The 21,023-nt window shown below is 66.7% G+C and carries 18 protein-coding genes and 4 pseudogenes; 11 read left to right on the forward strand and 11 right to left on the reverse strand.

Annotated elements, in window-relative coordinates:
- Positions 1-323: 323 nt before the first annotated feature.
- A complete protein-coding gene (locus tag G205_RS22705; protein ID WP_009357901.1) occupies positions 324-866 on the forward strand; it encodes a hypothetical protein in 543 nt (180 codons plus the stop codon).
- The gene (locus G205_RS22710; RefSeq protein WP_235046851.1) at positions 863-1,171 is read left to right on the forward strand and encodes a metallophosphoesterase family protein; all 309 of its coding nucleotides are present in this window, start codon (positions 863-865) and stop codon (positions 1,169-1,171) included. Before G205_RS22705 ends, G205_RS22710 begins: the two co-directional genes overlap by 4 nt.
- A gap of 82 nt (positions 1,172-1,253) precedes the next feature.
- Here G205_RS22710 and G205_RS10040 read toward each other — a convergent pair.
- Positions 1,254-2,842 (reverse strand): annotated as a pseudogene (locus G205_RS10040) (alkaline phosphatase D family protein).
- 221 nt (positions 2,843-3,063) lie between these two features.
- Here G205_RS10040 and G205_RS10045 point away from each other — a divergent pair.
- Positions 3,064-3,375, forward strand: coding sequence for a hypothetical protein (locus G205_RS10045; protein WP_009372918.1), 312 nt, complete (start codon positions 3,064-3,066; stop codon positions 3,373-3,375).
- A 97-nt stretch (positions 3,376-3,472) separates the two neighbouring features.
- Here G205_RS10045 and G205_RS10050 read toward each other — a convergent pair whose 3' ends face one another.
- The 3 genes and pseudogenes from G205_RS10050 to G205_RS10060 form a co-directional block, all read right to left on the reverse strand.
- Positions 3,473-3,832: a hypothetical protein gene (locus tag G205_RS10050; protein WP_235046852.1), complete on the reverse strand. Its 360-nt coding sequence runs from the start codon at positions 3,830-3,832 to the stop codon at positions 3,473-3,475.
- Between the two features lie 115 nt (positions 3,833-3,947).
- Positions 3,948-4,447, reverse strand: a pseudogene (locus G205_RS10055) (GNAT family N-acetyltransferase).
- The gene (locus G205_RS10060) at positions 4,444-5,313 is read right to left on the reverse strand and encodes a ribokinase (RefSeq protein WP_009372921.1); all 870 of its coding nucleotides are present in this window, start codon (positions 5,311-5,313) and stop codon (positions 4,444-4,446) included. Before G205_RS10060 ends, G205_RS10055 begins: the two are co-directional and overlap by 4 nt.
- Positions 5,314-5,465: 152 nt before the next feature.
- Between G205_RS10060 and G205_RS10065 the strand changes: the two genes are divergently transcribed.
- Positions 5,466-6,908: an MFS transporter gene (locus G205_RS10065; protein ID WP_009372922.1), complete on the forward strand. Its 1,443-nt coding sequence runs from the start codon at positions 5,466-5,468 to the stop codon at positions 6,906-6,908.
- Between the two features lie 36 nt (positions 6,909-6,944).
- Positions 6,945-7,946, forward strand: coding sequence for a nucleoside hydrolase (locus tag G205_RS10070; protein WP_009372923.1), 1,002 nt, complete (start codon positions 6,945-6,947; stop codon positions 7,944-7,946).
- Positions 7,947-7,980: 34 nt separating this feature from the next.
- Here the strand turns inward: G205_RS10070 and G205_RS10075 are convergent, their stop codons facing one another.
- The 3 genes from G205_RS10075 to G205_RS10085 form a co-directional block, all read right to left on the reverse strand.
- Positions 7,981-8,628: a VldE C-terminal domain-containing protein gene (locus G205_RS10075; protein ID WP_235046853.1), complete on the reverse strand. Its 648-nt coding sequence runs from the start codon at positions 8,626-8,628 to the stop codon at positions 7,981-7,983.
- A 130-nt stretch (positions 8,629-8,758) separates the two neighbouring features.
- Positions 8,759-9,559 carry a GntR family transcriptional regulator gene (locus tag G205_RS10080; RefSeq protein ID WP_009372925.1) on the reverse strand — a complete coding sequence of 267 codons (801 nt, stop codon included), beginning with the start codon at positions 9,557-9,559 and terminating at the stop codon, positions 8,759-8,761.
- A gap of 139 nt (positions 9,560-9,698) precedes the next feature.
- The gene (locus G205_RS10085; protein ID WP_009372926.1) at positions 9,699-11,240 is read right to left on the reverse strand and encodes an alanine/glycine:cation symporter family protein; all 1,542 of its coding nucleotides are present in this window, start codon (positions 11,238-11,240) and stop codon (positions 9,699-9,701) included.
- A gap of 243 nt (positions 11,241-11,483) precedes the next feature.
- On the opposite strand from G205_RS10085, the gene G205_RS10090 reads away from it, so the two are divergent.
- On the forward strand, positions 11,484-12,068 hold the full coding sequence (locus G205_RS10090) for a class I SAM-dependent methyltransferase (RefSeq protein WP_235046854.1): 585 nt from the start codon (positions 11,484-11,486) through the stop codon (positions 12,066-12,068).
- A 141-nt stretch (positions 12,069-12,209) separates the two neighbouring features.
- The gene (locus G205_RS10095; RefSeq protein WP_009372928.1) at positions 12,210-12,896 is read left to right on the forward strand and encodes an acetate and sugar kinases/Hsc70/actin family protein; all 687 of its coding nucleotides are present in this window, start codon (positions 12,210-12,212) and stop codon (positions 12,894-12,896) included.
- Positions 12,897-12,939: 43 nt separating this feature from the next.
- Here G205_RS10095 and G205_RS10100 read toward each other — a convergent pair whose 3' ends face one another.
- Positions 12,940-13,743 (reverse strand): alpha/beta fold hydrolase, encoded by an 804-nt coding sequence (locus G205_RS10100; protein WP_052014095.1) that lies wholly within the window; start codon positions 13,741-13,743, stop codon positions 12,940-12,942.
- Positions 13,744-13,802: 59 nt separating this feature from the next.
- Positions 13,803-14,188, reverse strand: a pseudogene (locus G205_RS22715) (TfoX/Sxy family protein).
- A 279-nt stretch (positions 14,189-14,467) separates the two neighbouring features.
- On the opposite strand from G205_RS22715, the gene G205_RS10105 reads away from it, so the two are divergent.
- Positions 14,468-14,671 carry a cold-shock protein gene (locus G205_RS10105; RefSeq protein WP_009372930.1) on the forward strand — a complete coding sequence of 68 codons (204 nt, stop codon included), beginning with the start codon at positions 14,468-14,470 and terminating at the stop codon, positions 14,669-14,671.
- Positions 14,672-14,796: 125 nt separating this feature from the next.
- Positions 14,797-16,074, forward strand: coding sequence for a plasmid pRiA4b ORF-3 family protein (locus tag G205_RS20600; protein WP_009372931.1), 1,278 nt, complete (start codon positions 14,797-14,799; stop codon positions 16,072-16,074).
- 7 nt (positions 16,075-16,081) lie between these two features.
- Here the strand turns inward: G205_RS20600 and ctaD are convergent, their stop codons facing one another.
- Positions 16,082-17,830 carry an aa3-type cytochrome oxidase subunit I gene (gene ctaD, locus G205_RS10115; RefSeq protein WP_009372932.1) on the reverse strand — a complete coding sequence of 583 codons (1,749 nt, stop codon included), beginning with the start codon at positions 17,828-17,830 and terminating at the stop codon, positions 16,082-16,084.
- A gap of 109 nt (positions 17,831-17,939) precedes the next feature.
- Positions 17,940-18,673, reverse strand: a pseudogene (locus G205_RS10120) (FadR/GntR family transcriptional regulator).
- 189 nt (positions 18,674-18,862) lie between these two features.
- Here G205_RS10120 and G205_RS10125 point away from each other — a divergent pair.
- The gene (locus G205_RS10125; RefSeq protein ID WP_035752688.1) at positions 18,863-19,408 is read left to right on the forward strand and encodes a gluconokinase; all 546 of its coding nucleotides are present in this window, start codon (positions 18,863-18,865) and stop codon (positions 19,406-19,408) included.
- Positions 19,409-19,456: 48 nt separating this feature from the next.
- Positions 19,457-20,860 (forward strand): GntP family permease, encoded by a 1,404-nt coding sequence (locus G205_RS10130; protein WP_009372934.1) that lies wholly within the window; start codon positions 19,457-19,459, stop codon positions 20,858-20,860.
- The last annotated feature ends 163 nt before the right edge of the window (positions 20,861-21,023 follow it).

Genomic DNA, 21,023 nt, shown 5'->3' on the forward strand with positions numbered 1-21,023 from the left:
CGGAACAGCGTCCTCGAACCGTTCCGGCATCCCCGGCACACCACCCAACAGCAGTGCCCGCCCTTGACAGCCTGCCGGGCCCTTACGAGTATCAAAGGGTGCCGGGCGGTGGCTGGGAGCCGCTACCCGGCAGGTGGTCCGAATTTTCGGAGGGTAACGGATGCGGTCAGCACTTCCCCGCGGCAGACGCTTCCGGAGTGCGGCCGCAGCCCTCGCAGCCGTTTTGGCAATTACCGTTTCGGGGTGCACCGGCGATCCCGATCCGCCCCCGCCAACTACCGCACCGGTGGACGTCCGCGTCGCCGCCGTGGGGGACATGAACGGTGAGGAGAACATCGACGGAGAGCCCGTCAGGCCGGAACGCCGCGGCGATCACCGAACTGGTGGAGAACAACGAGATCGACGCGTTCCTGGGGCTCGGGGACTTCCAGTACGACACCGCCTACTGCGAGGACCTGGTGGACTACTGGACGCCGCTCTGGGGCGGCACGATGAGCAAGCTGTACTGGGTGGCGGGCCCCAACCATGACTGGGAACCGGGCCGGAACGAGGACCTGGACAACTTCATGAACGGCCAGTGCCCGGGGTCCACGGCGAAGGCCGCCATCAACCAGGAGCTGGGCTTCATCGGCAACGGGAAGGCGTACTCGAAGGACTTCGGGAACTGGCACTTCGCCTTCTTGCCGTCCGGGCAGTGGCGGTACAACCCCCGGGAGGCCCGGGCGCTGACGAGGTGGCTGGACAAAGACCTCGCTGCCGCGAAGGAAGCGGGCAAGCACCTGGCCGTGGTGCACCACGAGCCTACTTCACCTCGGAGACGGAGGCGCATGAGCGGGCCGAGGACCACAAGCCCTGGATCGACGTGATGTGGAAGCACCGGGTCCGCCTGACCCTGTCCGGGTCGCAGCACAACTACGAACGGTCCTGTGCCGTGAACAACCGGGACCGGTGCGACGATGACGGGATCACGGCGTTCCAGGTGTCCACGGGCGGCATCGAACTCCGCCCCTTCACCAGCAGCCCGCGGTACATCGAGAAGCGGTTCAGCGACACCCACGGTTTCCTCCGGCTGACGCTGCGGACCGACGGGTCCTTCGACTGGAACTTCGTGCCGACAACGGGGGAGGGCACGGACGAGGGGACGCGCCCGGCGCCCGAGCCGGACAACTAGCAGGACAACCAGCAGGACGTACGACGGCGGGCTGCGGCAGGTAAGCCGGCGCCCCGCCGTCGTACGGGCGTTGTTCCGGTGGTTACCCCTGCGCCGACAGGCCGGGCACGCCGTCCTGGATCCGGAAGGAGGCCTTCGTGGACACGGGGGCGCCCGGCGTCGTGACGTAATCCAGTACCCGGAAGTCGGCGGTCATCGCGTCCCTGGTGATCTTGGTGTTCACGTAGCCGCGGTTGTCGTTGAAGAACTTCAGGTGCGGGTTCCAGGCCATCACCGGGTCCGTGGTGGAACCGGTGCCGTTGCCGGTGGAGGTGATGGAGGTGCAGACCAGCTCCGAGCCGACCACGGGGGAGGCCGGGTCCTTGTAGTCCACCTTGAGGTCGCAGGCCCAGTTGCGGTGCACGTCGCCGGTGAGGACGACGGCGTTGCGCACGTTCGCGTCGATCCAGCCCTGGGTCATGCGGCGGCGGGAGGCGGCGTACCCGTCCCAGCCGTCCATGGAGACGTCGTCGATCTCGGGGGCTGCGTTGCGGTCCCGTTCGGCAAAGAACACCTGCTGGCCCAGGATGTCCCAGCGCTGGGTGGACTTCCGGAACCCGTCCAGCAGCCACTTTTCCTGCTCGGCGCCGGTGATGCTGCGGTCCTCCGCGAGGCGCTCGGCCACGTTCTTCTTCCAGCCGTCGCCGGCGAGCTGGTCGTCGCGGTACTGCCGGGTGTCCATCATGTGGAAGTTGGCCAGCAGGCCCCACTGGATGGTGCGGTAGATCTTCATATCGAACCCGGCCGGCACCGTGGAAGCACGCAGCGGCATGTTCTCGTAGTACGCCTGGAACGCGGCGGCACGGCGCTGCCGGAAACGCTCGGTGGTGTCATTCATCTGGCCCGCGTCCGTGTTTTCCGGGACCTCGTCCGCCCAGTTGTTGTCCACCTCGTGGTCATCCCAGACCACCAGCCACGGTGCGATCGCGTGCGCTGCCTGCAGGTCGGCGTCGGATTTGTACTGGGCGTGCCGCTGCCGGTAACCGGCCAGCGTGACCGTCTCGGGGCCCTGGTGGTCGCGCGGGTTGCCGCCGCCGATCACGTAGCTGTCCTTCTTATACTCGTAGAGGTAGTCGCCCAGGTGCAGCACCAGGTCCGGGTGGTCCTCGGCCAGGCGGGTGTAGGCGGTGAAGTAGCCGTGCTCGTACTGGGAGCAGCTGGCGAAGGCCATCGCCAGCGCGGCTGGCGTTTCGTGCGGCGCGGGGCTGGTGAGGGTGCGGCCCACCTCGCTGATGTGGCGGCCGCTGCGGAACCGGTAAAAGTATTCGCCGCCGGGCTTGAGGCCCTTGAGCTCGACGTGGACCGAGTGCCCGGTTTCGATCCGGGCCTGCTCGACGCCGCGGGCCACCACGGTGCGCATGTTCCGGTCTTCGGCTACTTCCCACGCGACGGGGACCTGCCGCGATGGCATGCCGCCCAGCCCGTCCTCGGCCAGCGGGTCCAGCGCCAGGCGCGTCCAGATCACGAAGCCGTCCGGCCACGGCTCGCCCGAGGCGATGCCGAGCATGAACGGTCGGTGCGGAGTCCGGCGTCGTCAGCGGTGGAAACCGCGACGGCGGCACCCGGCAGGGCGGCGACCAGGCCTGCCCCGAGGCCGGCGGATATGAGGGATCTGCGGGAAATGTTGTCCATGCCTCCGACCGTAGGAAGGCCGGTTGGACAGGTTCCGAGAAGGACGTGAATGGCCGGTGAACAGCGTGGCAAGGCTGGCCGACGAGGCCCTACAGCCTGCGGCGGTAGGCCCTCCCGGGTCGTAGCCTTGCAGAAAAATTGCGTTGCGGGGGGCGTCCTGCCGGAGCTTAATGATCCTGGGCACGCCCGTGCCCGCTCATAAAGCAGGGAAGGAAAAGACGATGTCACGGATCAGGACGCCAATCATGGTTGGCGTCATAGTGCTAGGAACAGGCCTTGGATTCGCTCCGGCCGCATCGGCCACTATCCACCCGATCGTGGAATCCTTTGACTGTGCCAGCGACGTGGCCTTCGACCATCATCCCCTCGGGGACGTAGCCGATCCGGCCGGTGTTACGCCTGGCTATGGCGAACATTCGACGAACAGCGACCTCGCTTCGCTGGACGCCACTTCCAAAGGGTTCACCGATTTCTCCAGCCCGTCGTGGTTTGGCCACAAGCTGGACGGCGAATGCGGGCACGTGAACCGCTGAGAAGTGAGTCGGCAACTGCGTAATCGTCAGGACGAGGATGGCCCCCGTGAGGTTGGGCCATCCTTTTTGCTTTGTCAGCGTTGGGCTCCCAACAAAGCTACAGATTGCGGCGGTTCAGCGCGTCGAATTGTTCCTGCCAGTCGGCCAGGTCCCGGTCCACGTAGCGCCGGTGCGCCGCGTTCCACTTGGGCATGATGTCCGGCGTCAGTTCAGGGGCCGGTAGTTTCGGCGCGGGCGGTTTTGGCGCGTGCGGTTTGCGGGCCGGCGTGGCATTCCGTGGGGGAGCAACCGGCCTCGGTGCTGGCCGGACGTTGCGGTTCGGGCCGGCAACCGCCTTCGGGCGGGTCGCAAGGCCGACGAGGGACACAATCCCGATGATCGTGTGGCCGACGACCCAGATGACTCCGAAGAGAACCGCAAGGGCGAGAAGGAAGCCGACCCAAAGCAGGATACCCATAGCTGAGAAGAGCACAACCATGGCCTATTTTATCTTCTGAACCCCCGCTTTGGGGCGGGAATCCGGGCTGCGACCGGGTCGGTTTCGACAGGCTCAACCACCGGTTTCGACGGGCTCAACCAGCGAGGTCCAGCCGGAACACCCACAGCAGCACGTCCTCGCCCGGCACATACCAGTCCCGCTCCGGGGCGCGGCGGAAGCCAGGGACTCGTACAGGGCGTGGGCGCGCTCCATGAACGTGGCGCTGGTGATGCTGATCGCGCCGATCTCCGGCAGTGACCGGGCATGCTCGATGACGCGGCGCACCACCGCCCTTCCGACGCCACCGCCTTGGATGGCGGGGTCCACGGCGAGCATCCGGAACTCCAGCTCCCCGTCTTTCGCGATCTCGCTGTAGGGCTGGCCGGCGAACGTCAGCGTCACAGCCGCAACCACCGAATCGGACTTCTCGGCAACCCACACCTCGGCATGCTCGGCCCGGTGTTCCACGTCCTCGAGCACGCCCATGTACGGGTGGTCTGCGGCGAAGTGCCCGGCGGAAAGGTAGGCGTCCCGCGTGACCCGCCGGACGTCGTCGTAATCCGCCGGGGCCGCCGGCCGGAACGTCAGGCTCACTGTCCGGCCACGTCCGCCGGCGAAACCCGTGCCACGTACGAGGCCAGCGGGGCCAGCGCGGGCTGGGATGACGGGTCGCCCACGGCGTCCGCGCCCACGGCGTTGGCGACGGCAAGCGCCGCTGCGTAGTCCAGCCCGGATCCGAGCGCCAGCACCAGGGCCGCGCAGAACGCGTCGCCCGCACCAACGGTGTTCACCACGGTCGCGGCGGCGGCCGGCGCCTCGGCGACCTTCCGGCCGCGCTCAAACATGGCGGACCCCTCGCCGCCGTACGTCACCGCCACGAGCTTCGCACCGGCAAGGGCGGGAATCAGGGCGTACTCGCTCTCGTTGACGATTACCAGGTCGCAGCGCTCCAGCAGTTCCGCTGGCAGGTCCATGGCCGGGGCCGCGTTCAGCACGAAGACACCCTGCGCCTTCCGGGCCGCCTCCAGGACCACTGGCAGGCCCACCTCCAGCTGGCACAGCACCGTCTCGTCCGGGCCGAACTCCACGTCGTCCACCGAGAGGTGCGAGTTGGCGCCCGGGCACACCACAATCTGGTTTTCGCCGTCGCTGTCCACCACGATCAGCGCGGTGCCGGTCGCCTCGGGCAGGACGGCCACATCGGCGGTGTCGACGCCGGCACCCGCCAGGGCATCCAGCATCCGCTGGCCCTGCGCATCCTTGCCCACCGCACCGACCATGCGGGCCGTGCCGCCCAGCCGTGCCACGGCCGCGGCCTGGTTGGCGCCCTTGCCGCCGGGCTGCTCGGAGAGCACACCGCCGCCGATGGTTTCACCGGCGGTGGGAAGCCTTTCGGCGGTGGCGATCAGGTCCAGGTTGATGCTGCCGACCACGGTGACGGCAGGAAGTCGATTGCTCATGGAAAGTCTCTTTCGGAGGGGTGCCGGAAGGGGCAGGAACAAAATTCAGTGTACGGCATGGGTTGTACTTGTCAGTCATACATGGTTGTATAACAACTCGAATCTTGCCAAACAAAGATGCAAGAACCCCTGCTCGAACAAAGGAGTTTGATGTGAACACCCCAGCCCCGGCGGCCGCCGCACCTCCCGCGGACGCCGCATCCGCCGTCGTCCTTCCCGAGGGGGACGCCAAATTCTCCGGCCGCCGTGCCGCCCTGCTCATCTCCACCCTGCTGCTCGGTGTGCTGTCCTTCCAGCTCAACGCCAGCATGGTCACCCCCGCGCTGCCGCAGATCGCGGCCAGCTTCGGCCGGAACGCCGACGCCGCGGCCCCGGTCCAGTCCATGTTCTTCCTGGCCGGCGCCATCGCCGGGCCGGTGATCGGCCGGTGGAGCGACTTCATCGGCCGCCGCGCCGCCCTGCTGCTGGTCCTCGGCATCATGGGCGCCGGCACCATCCTCTGCATCACCGCGCCCACGCTGGAACTGCTCATCACCGGCCGGTTCCTGCAGGGCGTCTCCAGCGCGGTCTTCGCCTTGGCCTACATCGTCCTCAGCGAGAACCTGCAGGCGAAGGTGTTCGGCACGTCGGTGGGCATCATCGCTGCCATCAACGGGGGAGTGGGCGGCGTGGACGGCTACGTGGGCGGGCTCATGGCCGAGACGCTCGGCTTCCGGTCCATCTTCGTCGTCGTCCTGGTCCTGACCGCTATCGCCGCCGCCTGCATCATCCGCATCGTTCCGGCCGGGCGTCCGAGCGGCATCCGCGGCGCCATGGACTGGTGGGGCGCCGGCTCGCTCTCGCTGTTCCTCGTATTCACCACGTACTTCGTCTCCGGCGGATCCGCCGCGGGCTGGACCGCGCCCGGCACCCTGGCGCTGCTGGCCGCCACCATCGCGTCCTTCGCCGCGTTCTGGTTCATCGAAAAGCGGCGCAGCCACCCGCTGATCGCCGTCCACCACCTCCGCTCCCGCCAGGTGTGGCCGGTCATCGCCACCACCGTCCTGACGCTTGCCGGCATCTTCGCGGTCATCAACTTCACCGTGGTGCTGCTCAGCCAGGATCCCGACGGCGGCTTCGGGCTTTCGGCGTCCGTCTCGGCCCTGCTGTTCCTCACCCCCGCCGCGCTGATCGGCGTGTTCGCCGCGCCGCTCGCCGGCTGGCTGGCCGACCGCCGCGGCTGGATCAAAACCCTGCGCGCCGGAACCGGACTGAGCCTTGCCTGCGCCATCGCCGCGGCCGCGTTCTCGGAGAGCCAGGTGGCGGTGCTCGTGGCCGTCGCGGCCCTCGGCATCTTCTACAACGGTTTCTTCCTCACCGCCATCAACGGGCTCTCGGTGCTGCTTTCGCCCAAGGAAGCCCCGGCCGCGCTGCCCGGCATCAACGGTGCCTCCTTCGGCATCGGGGCGAGTCTCGGCGTCGTGCTTGTGGCACCCTTCGCCGCCCTGTCCACGTCCGCCGGGTACGCCACCGCCCTCTGGATCTCGGTGGGCATCACGGCCGCCGCATTCATCGTCAGCCTCTTCGTTGCCGCCCCCAAGGGCGAGACCGTCTGATCCCTCATTCCCTTCACCGAACCTGAAAGAAGACCCATGACTGCCACTGCCCCGTTCTACCTGGACTGCGACACCGGGATCGACGATGCCCTCGCCCTCGCCTACCTGCTCGCCGCCCCCGCCGCCGACCTGGTGGGGATCGGGGCTGTCAGCGGCAACGTCAGTGCCGCCGTCGGGGCCCGCAACACCCTGGACCTGCTCCAGCTCGCCGGCGCCGCGGACATTCCCGTTGCCCTTGGTGCGCATGATCCGCTGGCCGGCTCCTTCGGGGGAGGGGCGCCGTGGGTGCACGGGGAGAACGGCATCGGGGAGGTTTCGCTGGCCGCCTCGCCTGCTCCGCTGGCTTCCGAGTCCGCGGCGGAGATGCTGGTGCGGCTGGCCCGGACGTATCCCGGGACGCTGCGCGTGCTTGCCATCGGCCCACTGACCAACATCGCCGAGGCCCTGCGGCTGGAGCCCGCGCTGCCTTCCCTGGTGCACTCTGTGACGGTGATGGGCGGGGCCGCGCTGGCGCCCGGCAACATCACGCCCGTTGCCGAGGCCAATATCTGGAACGATCCCGAGGCCGCCGCCCTGGTGCTCGCCGCAGACTGGGACATCACGCTGGTGCCGCTGGACGTGACCATGGGGTCCGTCCTCGAGGATCACCACCGGCAGGAGCTGCTGGCCTCATCCGCGCCCGTGCCGCGGGCGCTGGGGGAGATGCTGGGCTACTACTTCCGCTTCTACGAGGGCATCTACGGCCGGCCCTGCTCGGCGATGCACGATCCGCTGGCCGCGGCGCTCGCCGTCGGCGCTGTGCAGGCGGCGGTGGCGCCGGTGGTGCGTGCCGCCGTCGACACCTCCACCGGACCCTCCCGCGGGCAGACGGTCTGCGACATGCGCGGGCTGTACGCCGGCTACCCGGAGGTGCGGGGTGCACGGTGCCGCGTGGTGCTGTCGCTGGAACAGGACTTCGCGCCGCACCTTGTGGAGACGCTGCTTGGGCACTTTTCGATGGTTGAGTCTGCCGGATCCCTGGTGGTTGCGCCGGTCTAAACCTCGAGTGATGTGGAGGGGAGGGCCAGCTCCCTTAGCCGGGACTTCCGCCCAGCACATCCACATGCACATGGTCGAGATGGCGAAGGATCTCGTTACCGGGTTCAGGTGCGTCGTAGTCCCGCCACTGCGCCCGGGAGCTGTGTGCGCTCCAAAACCGGTCGTCGAAGATCACGTACTGGATGTCCAGGTCCTCGGCGTGGGCGACGAGCCAGTGAGCCAGGATCCACCCCTGACGGCGGTTCTCCTCAGTCACCGGGCGGAAGAAGACGTCGATGGCGCGGCCGTCGTAGTGCGTGGAGTCCGCCCCGTGGCCCTGGTCAACACCGCCCGGGGCGAACCCGCCCAGGCTTTGGTTGCCGAACGCTTCGGTCAATGCTCCGCGCAACTGCTCGGCGCGGGGTGTCAGGCCGGTGGCGCCGATGTCTTCTACCGGCAGGTCCCTGGCGGCCGAGCCCCGGCAGGCCAGGGAAGGGCCGGCACCGCCGGAAGGACCGTCGGCCAGCCGCTGCAGCACCGCCGAGTCGATGCCGGAGGTGTCCGGCGCCGCAACTCCCCGGGCCTGGAGTGCCACCGCAGTTGTGGCCAGCTTCGCTTGGTCCCGGCTCAGCCCCACTTCCCCCTCCGGCGTGTCGACGACGCACTCCGGCCGCCAGAGCAGAGAGCCGTCCCCGGTGCGCAATCCACTGAGTATGGCGGGGCCGAAGACAGCCAGCAGTGTCGCGAGCCCTACGAGCAGAAAAATGCTTAAGAGCAGCCGACGCGAGCCGTGCTGGCGCCGATGGGTCTTGTTGCCGTTCATCGGCAGTCTCTTAGGACGGGAACGACTGCATGATGGACAGATGCCCTGCCCGGGCGGCGATCAGGCATTTGGCCAGGTAGAAGGGCCGGTTGTTCTGGCGGACGTACTGGGTGAGGACCAGCACCGGGTCCGAGCCGCGGAGGTCCAGCAGCTTGGCGCGGCTGGGGCCCACCTGGCTCAGGCTGATCTGGCATTCGCCCGGACCCGGAACCCGGCCCAGCTGGGTGGTGAGTGCGGCAAGCAGGGTCGCGCCGCCGTCGTCCTTTATTTCGAGGGGTGTGGCCGCGCCCTTGCCGAGGCTGACCGCCTGGGCGGTGACGTTTTCCTGCAGGTGGGCGATGGCTTCGCCGTCGCGGAGGAGGACGGATTCCCAGAGCCAGCATTCGGCGCCGGGGTCGACGCCGATGCCGGGGGCGACGAACTCGGAGGCCTCCTGCCGGACCACCTGGACGCGTTTGACCTCGATCTGCTGGCCCGGGCTGCCCAGGACCTCCTCGAACGGGCGGATCCGTTCGATGCCGATGCGGGGGAGGGTGTCCGAGACGAAGCGTCCGACGCCGCGCCGCGCCCTGATCAGGCCGTCCTCCTCGAGGAGCATGAGGGCTTCGCGGACTACAGTGCGGCTGACTTTCATGTCGGCGCCGAGTTCGGTTTCGGTGGGGATCATGGAGCCGGGCGTGAGGAGGCCGTTGCGGATGGCTTCGGCGATGCGCGAGTAGACGGCAACGCGGAGCGGCGATCCGGGCTGGGCTGCCACCGGCTGGGACAGGAACCGGGCGGCGTCCTGATGCACGTTTGCCTCGCTTTTCATGGTGGATCCGGGGAATTCCAGCCTAACAAGTGCTACGCGTTTGTTGGACAAGCCTGAGCGGGGACTAAGCGCCACCAACGCAGCAGGCCGCGCACCGCGCGTGGACGCGGCACACGGCCTGCTGCATCTGGGGTGTGCGCTAGCTGCGCGCGGATTCCTTCTCGCGCTCGGCCGTCTTGTAGGACTCCCAGAAGGTGGCCCCGGTGATGCCGAGGGGCCGCGGGTCGAAGACGGGGTCGAGGCCGAGCTTCTGCTGCCGCTCAAAGTCCTTGAGCGCCTTGAAGGCGGGCTTCTGCAGGACCAGGATGCCGACGATGTTCAGCCAGGCCATGAGCCCGACGCCGATATCGCCCATCACCCACGCGTCGGCGGCCGTGTTCACGCAGCCGTAGGCGGAGGCAACGAGGATGGCCACCTGCAACGCGACGGTGGTCGCGCGGCCGAGGCTGGTCCGCAGGCCCGGAATCATCTTGGCCGACGAGCTGCCCAGGAGGAAGCGCAGGTTGGTCTCGGCCATGTAGTAGTAGGCGATGACAGTGGTCAGGCAGAAGAAGACCAGCGTGATCGCGATGAACGCGGCACCGACGCCGGGGAAGACGGAGTCGAAGCCGGCCTGGACATATTGCGGCCCGACGACGGCGCTCGCCGAGAGCAGCCCGCCCTCGGCAAGGACCTCGCCGTCTTCGCTGCCGCCGGAGAAGACGCGGTAGGCGCCGGTGGAGAGGATCAGGAAGCCGGTGGCCGAGCAGACAAACAGTGTGTCGATGTACACCGCGAAGGCCTGGACCAGGCCCTGCTTTGCCGGGTGCGAGACTTCGGCGGCAGCGGCCGCGTGCGGGCCCGTGCCCTGGCCGGCCTCGTTCGAGTAGACGCCGCGCTTGACGCCCCACATGACGGCCAGGCCGATGATGGCGCCGAGGGCGGAGTCCATGCCGAAGGCGCTGCGGAACACCAGCGAGAGGATTTCCGGCAGCTGGGCGGCGTTGATGACGACGACGATCAGGGCGAGCAGGATGTAGCCGGCGGCCATGAACGGCACCACGAACGATGCCACGCTGGCGATGCGCTTTACGCCGCCCATGACGACAAGTGCCAGGAGGATGACGGAGCCGACGGCCACGACCCACGACGGGATGGTCCAGGCGCCGCTGATGGCGGTGGCCATGGAGTTGGTCTGGACGCCCGGCATCAGGACGCCGCAGGCAAGGACAGTCACGGCGGCGAAGACGTAGCCGTAGACCTTGAAGAAGCCGGCGCCCTTGGTGTGGGCGAAGGCGCGGGAGAAGTAGTAGGCCGGGCCGCCGCGGTACTCGCCGGTCAGCGGGTCGCGGGTCTTGTACATCTGGCCGAGGGTTGATTCGACGAACGACGTGGACGCGCCCAGGAAGGCGACGGCCCACATCCAGAACAGGGCGCCCGGTCCGCCGAAGGCAATGGCGGTGGCGACGCCGGCGACGTTGCCGGTGCCGACGCGTCCGGACAGGGACATGGCCAGGGCCTGGAACGAGGAGACGCCCGAGGCGGACTTCTCACCGTGGAGGAGCTGCTGGAACATGCCCTTGACGTGGCGGACCTGAAGGAAGCGTGTCCGGACGGAGAAGTAGACTCCGGTGGCAAGGCAGAGATAGACGAGCCAGTCGCTCCAGATCACGTTATTGATGGCTGATAAGGCATCGCTCATAAGTGTGGGTTCCCTCCATAAAGAGCGTGTCAGATGCGGGTGGTGCTTCTGCGCCACCGGTGGATGTCGTGGCGCGCACCACACAAAACCTGTGAAGCTTCTCACAAAGCGCCGGGGGAGTCCATTTGGCCCACCCTAGGCGAATAATGGTGGGCAACCAGGAAAGGAGTGGTCATGGAACCTGGGATGCGCCGCTTTCAGCACCCCTGCTTTGCGCGTGCCTTCGCACGGGGGGTGGAAGGGATGGACCGCCGCGGGGCAACTGAGCACCGCCGGCGCATGCTGGCCGGCCTGCACGGTTCAGTCATCGAAATCGGTGCGGGGACTGGATCCTCTTTTGCGCTCTACCCGCCCGCTGTCACCCACGTCCTGGCGCTGGAACCCGACGACTATCTGAGGAGCCTGGCCCAGGAACAGGCCGCCAATGCCAGTGTCCCAGTGACTGTGGTCTCGGCTGCAGGGGAGCACATCCCTGCCGAAAGCGGAAGCGCGGACGCCGTGGCTGCGAGCCTCGTTCTGTGCAGTGTTGAGGACCAGGCCGCCGTTCTCGCGGAAATCCGGCGCGTCCTGCGGCCCGGCGGAACTCTTGCCTACTACGAACACGTCCGTTCCGACCGCCCTTTCCTTGCAGCAGTGGAAGACCTGATCACGCCCGTCTGGCGGCGTTTCATGGGCGGGTGCCACCTCAACCGGGACACGCTGCAGGCCATCACCGCAGCAGGTTTCACGGTCCAGGACAACGAGCGGTTCAGGTTCGTGGTGCAGCAGCTGAACCCGCCCCTGGCCCACATCCTGGGCACCGCCACGAGCCCCGGGCCGCCCGGCTGACACCACCGGTGCGTCGCAGTTCAGCAGCAGCCGGCCGACGAAGACGGGGGCTTTTGACCCTACTTCAGGTTCCGGCGCCGCCCCTAGCCTGAGAGAAGAAGGGCGGCGCACGGCCGCCTGCCGGACTCCGGGAGGCACAGGGTGAAATCGGCAAACACAAGCATCGTCGGAGGCATCGTCCTGATGCTGGTGGGTGTGCTGTGGCTCCTCGACCGGCTGGGCGTGGTGGAGAGTGCAGCCCTCCTGGCGCCGCTGGTCTTCGCCGGCGCCGGGGTGTTGTTCCTGTCCCTGTTCGCCCGACGCCGGGAGAACTGGTGGGCGGCCATCCCCGGTTCGGTGTTCCTGGGCCTGGCTGCCGTAGCCACCGCCACGCGGTTCACCGGGAACAGCGCGGCCGGCGCCTTCCTGTTCCTCTTCATGGCCGGGGGCTTCGCAGCCGTCTACCTTCGGGAACGCGGGAATTGGTGGGCCCTGATCCCGTGCGGGGTGATGCTGACACTTGCACTGATCGTGACCATCCCGCAGCAGCTGCAGGGTACCCCCGTCGCGGCCGTCCTGTTCCTGGGGCTGGCGGCCACTTTCGGTGCGCTGTCCCTCGTCCCGGTCCGGACTGCCGACCGCGTGGAGCGCATGAAGTGGCCCTTGATTCCGGCTGCAGTCCTTGCAGTGCTGGGAGTGATTTTCGCGCTGCAGTCGATGGCGCAGCTCATCCCCCTGGACTTCGCCGTCCCCGCGGTCATGATCCTCGCCGGGATCACCCTGATGGTTTACGCCTACTTCGCCCGTCACGGCAGGCAGCACAACATCCAGGGACCCAGCGCCGGCTGACCCTCAGATCCCCGGCGGCTGGCATGCCGGCTGGGGCGCCGACTTACCCGGTCCGGGATTCCGCGGCCACGTGCCGTCCACCGGTTTCCGCCTCGGCCAGTTCCCAGTGCCGCCGGAGCCCGTCGGCGAGCCGCTGCGGCTCGATGCGGTGCGGCGGGTCGAAGTGGTGGCGCCGGGGGAAGACCTCAAGGTGGAAGTCCGGGAAGAAGACCCGGGCAAGCCTGGCTGCAGTGTCACCGTAGTCATCCGGATGGCTCAGGCCGCCGAGGGCGAAGAAGACGGGGTGGCTGAAGGCGGCCAGCCGGGACCTGTCCAGGTCGTAGTTGTCGAAGTTCCTGAGGAACGCTCTGATGCCCGCGGGACGCTTGGCCATCCAGGGCGGCGGGGGACCGGGCTCCGGCGGCGGAAGGACGACGTCGGGCCTTACTCCCAGCCGCATGAAGGCGGGGAGGAACTGCTCGGGAGGGAGGGATTCCAGGTGCCTGTACCCCTTCCGGTGTTCGGCGTAGGCCGGGCTCCAGTCCCAGTTCCCCGCCCAGGCCGGCTCGAGCAGGGCCAGGCTCTGCAGCCTTTCGGGGTGTTTGGCGGCCACCGCCAGCGCTACGGAGCCGCCCCCTGAGTAGCCCGCCAGGTGGAACGTGTCCCAGCCCCGCGCGTCCGCCTCGCGCAGGACACCAGCAACCTCCGTGTCCAGGGTCCAGTCCGCGGGCGGTGCATCGCCCCTGTAGAGCTCGAGGTCTTTGGCGACCGCCTCCACGCCCGGCCCGAGGGCCTCTATAAGGGCCGAGTAGGCCAAGGGTGCGGGCAGGACGGCACCGGGTAGCAGGATGGCCCGAATCGGTTGCATGGGAAAACCCTACGCCGCAACCGGCAGTAAACAAGGGGGCTTGAGACGCGGCTGCGCAGCTACTTCCCGGCGGTCTTCGGCGCCCGGACCTTGGGTTCCTTCGCCGGGAGCGTGGACACGAATTCGTAGGCTTGGTGACCCAGGCCTTGGCCCGGGCATCGTCGCCGTCGCCCTCCTCGTTCCACACCTCGGGAAGCCCGGAGTAGCCGGCCATGGGGCGGTCTGCCGGACCGAAGGGGACAGTCCGTTCAGAGGATTCCAGCATCACCCGGTCCTCGTCCGAGAGCTTCACGCCGATGGTGGGGCCGAAGAGCCCGGCAAACATGTTGCCGTTGACGAACGCGCCCAGGTTGCCGAACATCGGCTTCACCACGACGTCGGGCTGGTCCGGCACCACCGACCGGAAGCGTTCCTTGTCTTCTTCGCTTGCTTTGGGCATCTCCATGGCTGGTTCCCCCGTTCAAAGAGTGCTGCTCGATGTGAGTGCAGACTATGCCATTCGCCCGGCCGGTCGAGGGGCCTGCCGGTGCCCTGTGACGTGCTTGGCTAGGCAAATCTGAAAAGTCCTGTAGTGTTGAACCCGTTGTTGTGTTTGCATTTGGTAGTTCAGGCAGTACGCGCGGTCGAAAGTCCGCGTTCTTCTGAAGTAGCGGTTTTGAACACCCCACACCGGAGGGCCCGAAAGTCGGGACTTTCCCTCCACCTTCACGAAGGACAAAAAATAATGGCTACTGGCACCGTCAAATGGTTTAACGCTGAAAAGGGCTTCGGCTTCATCTCCCCGGACGACTCCTCGCAGGACGTTTTCGCGCACTACTCCGCGATCAACTCCAACGGCTTCCGCTCCCTCGAAGAGAACCAGAAGGTTTCCTTCGACACCGAGCAGGGCCCCAAGGGTCCCCAGGCCACCAACATCCAGGCTCTCTAATTTCCTAGAGTTCCGGGACCGTTAGGTTTCTCGAAGCAGGGCTTGCCGTCATGGCAAGCCCTGCTTTTGTTAACCCGGCTGTGCTGCTTCTTCCTTCATCCCATCCTCCTGACAGAATGGCCAGCATGGACAGCACCGAAACCGTTCCGGCCCTCGACCTGCGGATCAGCATCGAAGATACCGAACCGCTTATCTGGCGAAGGCTGCTGGTTCCTGAAGCGCTGACAGTGGAGCAATTCCACCTGGTCGTCCAAGCCGCCTTCGGCTGGGAAAACCGCCATCTATACGGCATCCAGACCACGGACAGAACTGGCAGGAAGCGGACAATCACCGATCCCGACGACGGCCAGGACGGTTTCCGCGCAGAGGCCCCATCCGGCGTCGTACTTTCCGAGCTCCTGGACCCGGCGAAGGCGGGCATGGCCTTTGACTATGACTACGACTTCGGCGACAACTGGACACACCATGTGGAGCTGGTGGGCAGCGGCAAGCTTAATCCGGCCGAGCTACGGTTCGTGGATGGGGCCAACCGTGGCCCGGTGGAGGACTCTGGCGGACCGTTCGGCTACAGGCAGTTGATGGAGGCCTTGGCGGATGATCACCATCCGGAGCATTCCGAGGCACGGTCCTGGACTTTTCAAGTGACAGGCGAGTTTAGGCCGTTCGACCCCACGGCTCTGGATCCAGAGGCCATCAACCGCCGGCTCCGGATGCTGAGCCTGCAGTGGTGGCCGCAGCCACTCACTGATCAGGAACGCAGCATGGCGCTGGGCCCCATCTTGTGGTTCCTGCACGCTGCCTCCGGTGACGGGCTGGAGCTGACCAAGGACGGCTACCTGAAGCCTGCTGTGGTCAAACAGGCGCTGGAAGAGCTGGGGTGGGACAGCAGGATCGTCGGCAAAGGCAACCGTGAGAGCCAGACCCCGCCCATCCTCGAACTGCGGCAGCACATGCTTGACTGGAAGCTGCTGCAAAAACGGAAGGGCCGGCTGCTCCTGGCGCCGCGCGGGCGCCACTACATCGGCCGTCCGGACGAGCTTTGGGACTACATGGTGGAGACCATCGCGCTCCCGGAACACCCTGCCGTATACCTGACCACCCGGCTCTATATGGACTGGCTCATCAGCGGCATCGCACCGCCGCTGACCGAGCGGGTTGACGTGATCCGCAGTGAACTGGAAGCGGCAGGCATGGTCACCCGGTCCGGTCATCCGATACCGGCGGAATGGGCCGTGGACATTAACCGGACGGTCCGCTGGAACCTCAAGTGTCTGCAGCTCATGGGTCCAAAAAAGAACTACTTCGACCGGGCACTCGTCACCGACGGCGGCCTGAAGTTCGCCCTGCAGGCCCGGGAGTTCGCCGGGCAGCACGTTCCCGAGGGTCTGCTGCTCCCAAGATAGCTTTCAGCTATTCGTCGGGGTTTGGACTGCGGACATCCTTCTCGCCGATGTCGGCCGCACCCAGGGCGGCGGCTGCGGGGCTGTGCGTGGTCTCATGCTCGCGAACGCGGATTTCAGGGTGGTGCAGGTCCAAGGCCGGACGTTCTGAGCGGATGCGCGGGAGCGATGTGAAGTTGTGCCGCGGCGGCGGGCAGGACGTGGCCCACTCGAGCGAGGCCCCGAAGCCCCAAGGATCATCCACCGCAACCTTGCGGGTGCTGCGGGACGTGATGAAGACGTTCCAGAAGAACGGAATCAGCGAGGCACCCAGCAGCATGGATGAAATGGTGGAGAACTGGTTCATCCAGGTGAAGTTGTCCTCCACCAGGTAGTCGGCGTAGCGGCGGGGCATGCCCTCAACGCCCAGCCAGTGCTGGATCAGGAAGGTGCCGTGGAAGCCCAGGAAGAGCATCCAGAAGTGGATCTTGCCCAAGCGCTCGTTCAGCATCCTGCCCGTGAATTTCGGCCACCAGAAGTAGAACCCGGCGAACATCGCGAACACCACGGTGCCGAACACCACGTAATGGAAGTGGGCCACCACGAAGTAGGAGTCCGAGACGTGGAAGTCCAGCGGCGGGGAGGCCAGGATGATGCCGGTCAAGCCGCCGAACAGGAACGTGATCATGAAGCCGATGCTCCACAGCATGGGCGTCTCGAACGTCAGTGAGCCGCGCCACATGGTGCCGATCCAGTTGAAGAACTTCACCCCGGTGGGCACCGCGATCAGCATGGTCATGAACGCGAAGAACGGCAGCAGCACCGAACCGGTGACGTACATGTGGTGCGCCCATACAGTCATGGACAGCGCGGCGATGGAAATCGTGGCGTACACCAGCCCCTTGTAGCCGAAGATCGGCTTGCGGCTGAAGACCGGAAAGATCTCGGACACGATGCCGAAGAACGGCAGCGCGATGATGTAGACCTCGGGATGGCCGAAGAACCAGAACAGGTGCTGCCACAGAATGGGCCCGCCGTTTTCCGGATTGTAGATGTGGGCGCCGAAGCGGCGGTCCGCACCGAGCGCGAACAGGGCTGCCGCCAGGGGCGGGAACGCCATGATCACCAGCACGGAGGTGATCAAGGTGTTCCAGGTGAAGATCGGCATCCGCCACATGGTCATGCCGGGGGCGCGCATGCAGATGATGGTGGTGATGAAGTTGACGGCGCCCAGGATGGTGCCGAAACCGGAGAGGGTCAGCCCGAAGACCCACAGGTCCCCGCCCAGCCCCGGGCTGAACGTGGTGTTGGACAGCGGGGTGTAGGCGAACCAGCCGAAGGACGCGGCACCCTGAGGGGTGATGAAGCCGGACACGGCAATGGTGGAACCGAACAGGAAGAACCAATATGCCAGGGCGTTGAGCCGCGGGAACGCCACGTCCGGGGCGCCGATCTGCAGCGGCATGATGAAGTTCGCGAACCCTGCAAACAGGGGCGTGGCGAACATCAGGAGCATCACGATGCCGTGCATGGTGAACAGCTGGTTGTACTGCTCCTTGGTCTGCAGGATCTGCATCCCGGGTTCGAAGAGCTCCGCCCGGATCAGCAGGGCCATCACACCGGCCAGGCAGAAGAACACGAACGACGTGATCAGGTACAGGAACCCGATGGTTTTGTGGTCCGTGGTGGTGATCCAGTTGACCACCACGCGGCCCTTGCTCCGCGGAACGACGGCAGGCGCCGTTACTGATCCTGTACGTGACTGTCCGGTGATGGCCATTGTGCACCTCACAGCTGTTCCTGCACGGCAGGGCCTCTTGCATGGGCCCTACTAGCAGGCTACTCAGGATCGGGACAACCGGAAAGAGGCCAGACGGCCTTCCTGTTACCTAGTGCAGCCCCATCGCCTCGCGCACCTCGTCCAGGATGTGGTGCATGGCCCGTTCTGCCACCACGGTGTCCCCGCGCGCCACCGCCGCCGCCACATCCTCGTGCGCCTGCAGCGCCTCATTCCGCGGCTTGAACGGCATCAGCCTTGCCTGGTGCGGCTGGTCAACACCTCAGCCACCATATCCTCCAGTGCCCGGAACATCTCGTTGCCGCAGCTCCTCAGCAGCAGCTGGTGGAACTTGATGTCCGCGGCAAGGAATGCCTGCAGGTCGCCCGCCTCGCCCAGCCTGCGCAGTTCAGCCCCCAGGGCAACGAGCTGGGCACGCTCCGCCGCGCTCGCCCGGCGCGCGGCCCCGGCAGCGGCGATGGGTTCGACGGCGATGCGCAGCTCGGTAAGGCTGCTGTACTGTTCGGCACGCCGCTCGGAGGCAAGGCGCCACCGCACGAGCTTGGGATCGTAGACGTTCCAGAGACCAGGCTCCTGCACCACGATGCCCACCCGGCGGCGCGAGTAGACCAGGTTCATGGATTCCAGGACTTTCATGGTGTCCCGGGCAACCGTGCGGGAAATGCCGTATTCCTGCTGCAGCCCCTCAAGAGTCAGCCGGCTGCCGGGGGCCAGCCTGGCGGAGGCGATGGCAATGCCGACCGCCTCCAGGACACGCTCATGCATCGCGGGGGAGGCCCCGCCGTCGTTCGCGTCATCCGCGTCCTGTACTGTCGCCGTCGACATTCTTTTCCGCCTTCCCGCGCCGGAGCGCAACCTCAGGATAGCCAAGAATGCTGAAAAGGTATGACTTGTGACACGGAAAGATAGTATCTATCGATCAAAAAGGTGATACCTTATGGCGTAGCCCACTTCATCACGGGCACGCAGCGAGCTTCTTCGAAAGCCAACGACGTCTTCTCCGGAGGTATGACCATGCAGTATCCACCCACGCACCTCGTGGTGATGGGCGTTGCCGGATCCGGCAAATCCACCCTCGCAGCAGCCCTGTCCAAGCAGTTGGGCTGGGCCTGCGCCGAGGCGGACGAATTCCACCCCCAGGCCAACATCGCCAAGATGACGCAGGGCATCCCGTTGCAGGACGAGGACCGCTGGCCGTGGCTGCGCGAGATCCGCGACTGGATGACCGCGCAGGCCCAAGCCGGCTGCAGCACGGTCCTGACCTGCTCGGCGCTCAAGAAGAGCTACCGAAACCTGCTGTCCGAAGCCGAGGGCCGGGTCCTCTTCCTCCATCTCGACGGCGGCGCGGACCTGATCAGCCAGCGCATGCAGGGCCGGGAAGGCCACTTCATGCCGCCCACGCTGCTGCCCAGCCAGCTCGCCACGCTGGAGGCGCTCAGCCAGGAAGAGCTCGACGCCGGAAGCCTCCGCCTCGATATCTCCCGCTCGCCGGAGGAGCTGGTTGCCGCCGTCGTGCAGGCACTGAAGCTTCCCTCCGGACAGGCGCCCTGCGCCTCCTAACGCCCCAAACCCAACCCCAACACAAAAGTTCTGTTTCAAAGGAGAACCATGACCATCGAAGGATGGACCCAGACGCTGGGAGCAGGTCCCCTGCTGCTCATCGCCGCAGCCGCGATCCTCGCGCTGCTGTTCCTGATCATCAAGCTGCGCGTGCACGCCCTAATCGCCCTGATCCTGATCAGCCTCGCCACCGCCTTCGCCACCGGCATCCCGGCCAACCAGGTGGTCCCGGTGCTGATCAACGGCTTCGGCACCACGCTCGGCACCGTGGCACTTCTGGTGGGCCTGGGCGCCATGCTCGGCCGCATTGTCGAAACCAGTGGCGGCGCCAAGGTGCTGGCCGACTACCTCATCGGCGTGTTCGGTGAAAAGCGCGCCCCGTTCGCGCTGGGCCTCGCCTCGCTGATCTTCGGCTTCCCCATCTTCTTCGACGCCGGCCTGGTGGTCATGCTGCCGGTCGTCTTCGCTGTCGCACACCGCCTGGGCGGGGGAGTGCTCCGCTACGGCCTGCCCGCCGCCGGCGCGTTCTCCGTGATGCACATCTTCCTGCCGCCGCACCCGGGCCCGGTCTCCGCCTCCGCGTTCTTTGATGCCAACATCGGCCTGGTGACCATCGCCGGACTCATCGTGGCCATCCCCACCTGGTACGTCACGGCCTACCTGTACGGCCTGTACACCGGCAAGAAGCTGGTCCTGCCCGTGCCCGAAATCCTGGGCCACGCCTCCGCAGAGGCCGAATCCCACCCGCCGCGCTTCCGCACCATCGTGGGCCTGCTGCTCCTGCCGCTGGTCCTGATCTTCATGAACACCGGCCTGAACACCCTCGCTACCTCCGGCGTCCTGCCTGAGGGAGTCAAGGACGAGCAGTGGTACCAGGTGCTCCGTACCCTCGGCGAAACCCCGGTTGCCCTCCTGATCGCTGTCCTGGTTGCCCTGTTCGTGCTCGGCGCCAAGCGCGGCAAGGACGCCGGTGCCCTGGAGAAGCTGCTCGAGTCCTCCCTCGGCCCGGTCTGCTCCGTCATCCTGATCACCGGCGCCGGCGGCATGTTCGGTGGCGTGCTCCGCACCTCCGGCATCGGCCAGGCACTCGCCGACGTCCTGGGCAACCTGGGCATCCCGCTGATCCTGGCAGGCTTCCTGATCTCGTCCATCCTCCGCATTGCCCAGGGTTCGGCTACGGTTGCCCTTACCACCACCGCCGGCCTCATCGCCCCCGCCGTGGCAGCGGCCGGGCTGAACGGCATGCAGGTGGCCGCCATGGTCCTGGCAGTTGCCGCCGGCTCCGTGGTGGTGTCCCACGTCAACGACTCCGGCTTCTGGCTGGTGGGCCGGTTCTTCGGCATGGACGTCAAGACCACGCTGAAGACCTGGACCGTCATGGAAACCCTGATCGGCGTGATGGGCTTCGCCATCGCCGCGCTGATCTTCCTGCTGGCCGGGCTGGCGGGCTGACCCCTTCCCAACCAGGTAGCGCCAACTGCCGTTTTGTATCCTCAAAACGGCAGGAGGCGCTACTTGCTTTTGCAGCGGCGGTCCGGCGGCGGGAACACCTGCCGGGCCGCCGTCGTTGTTTATCTTTGTGCGTCTCCGCCAGGAGCGCCGTCCGCCAGACCAA

The organism is Arthrobacter nitrophenolicus (assembly GCF_000332815.1).
Taxonomy (GTDB): Bacteria; Actinomycetota; Actinomycetes; order Actinomycetales; family Micrococcaceae; genus Arthrobacter; species Arthrobacter nitrophenolicus.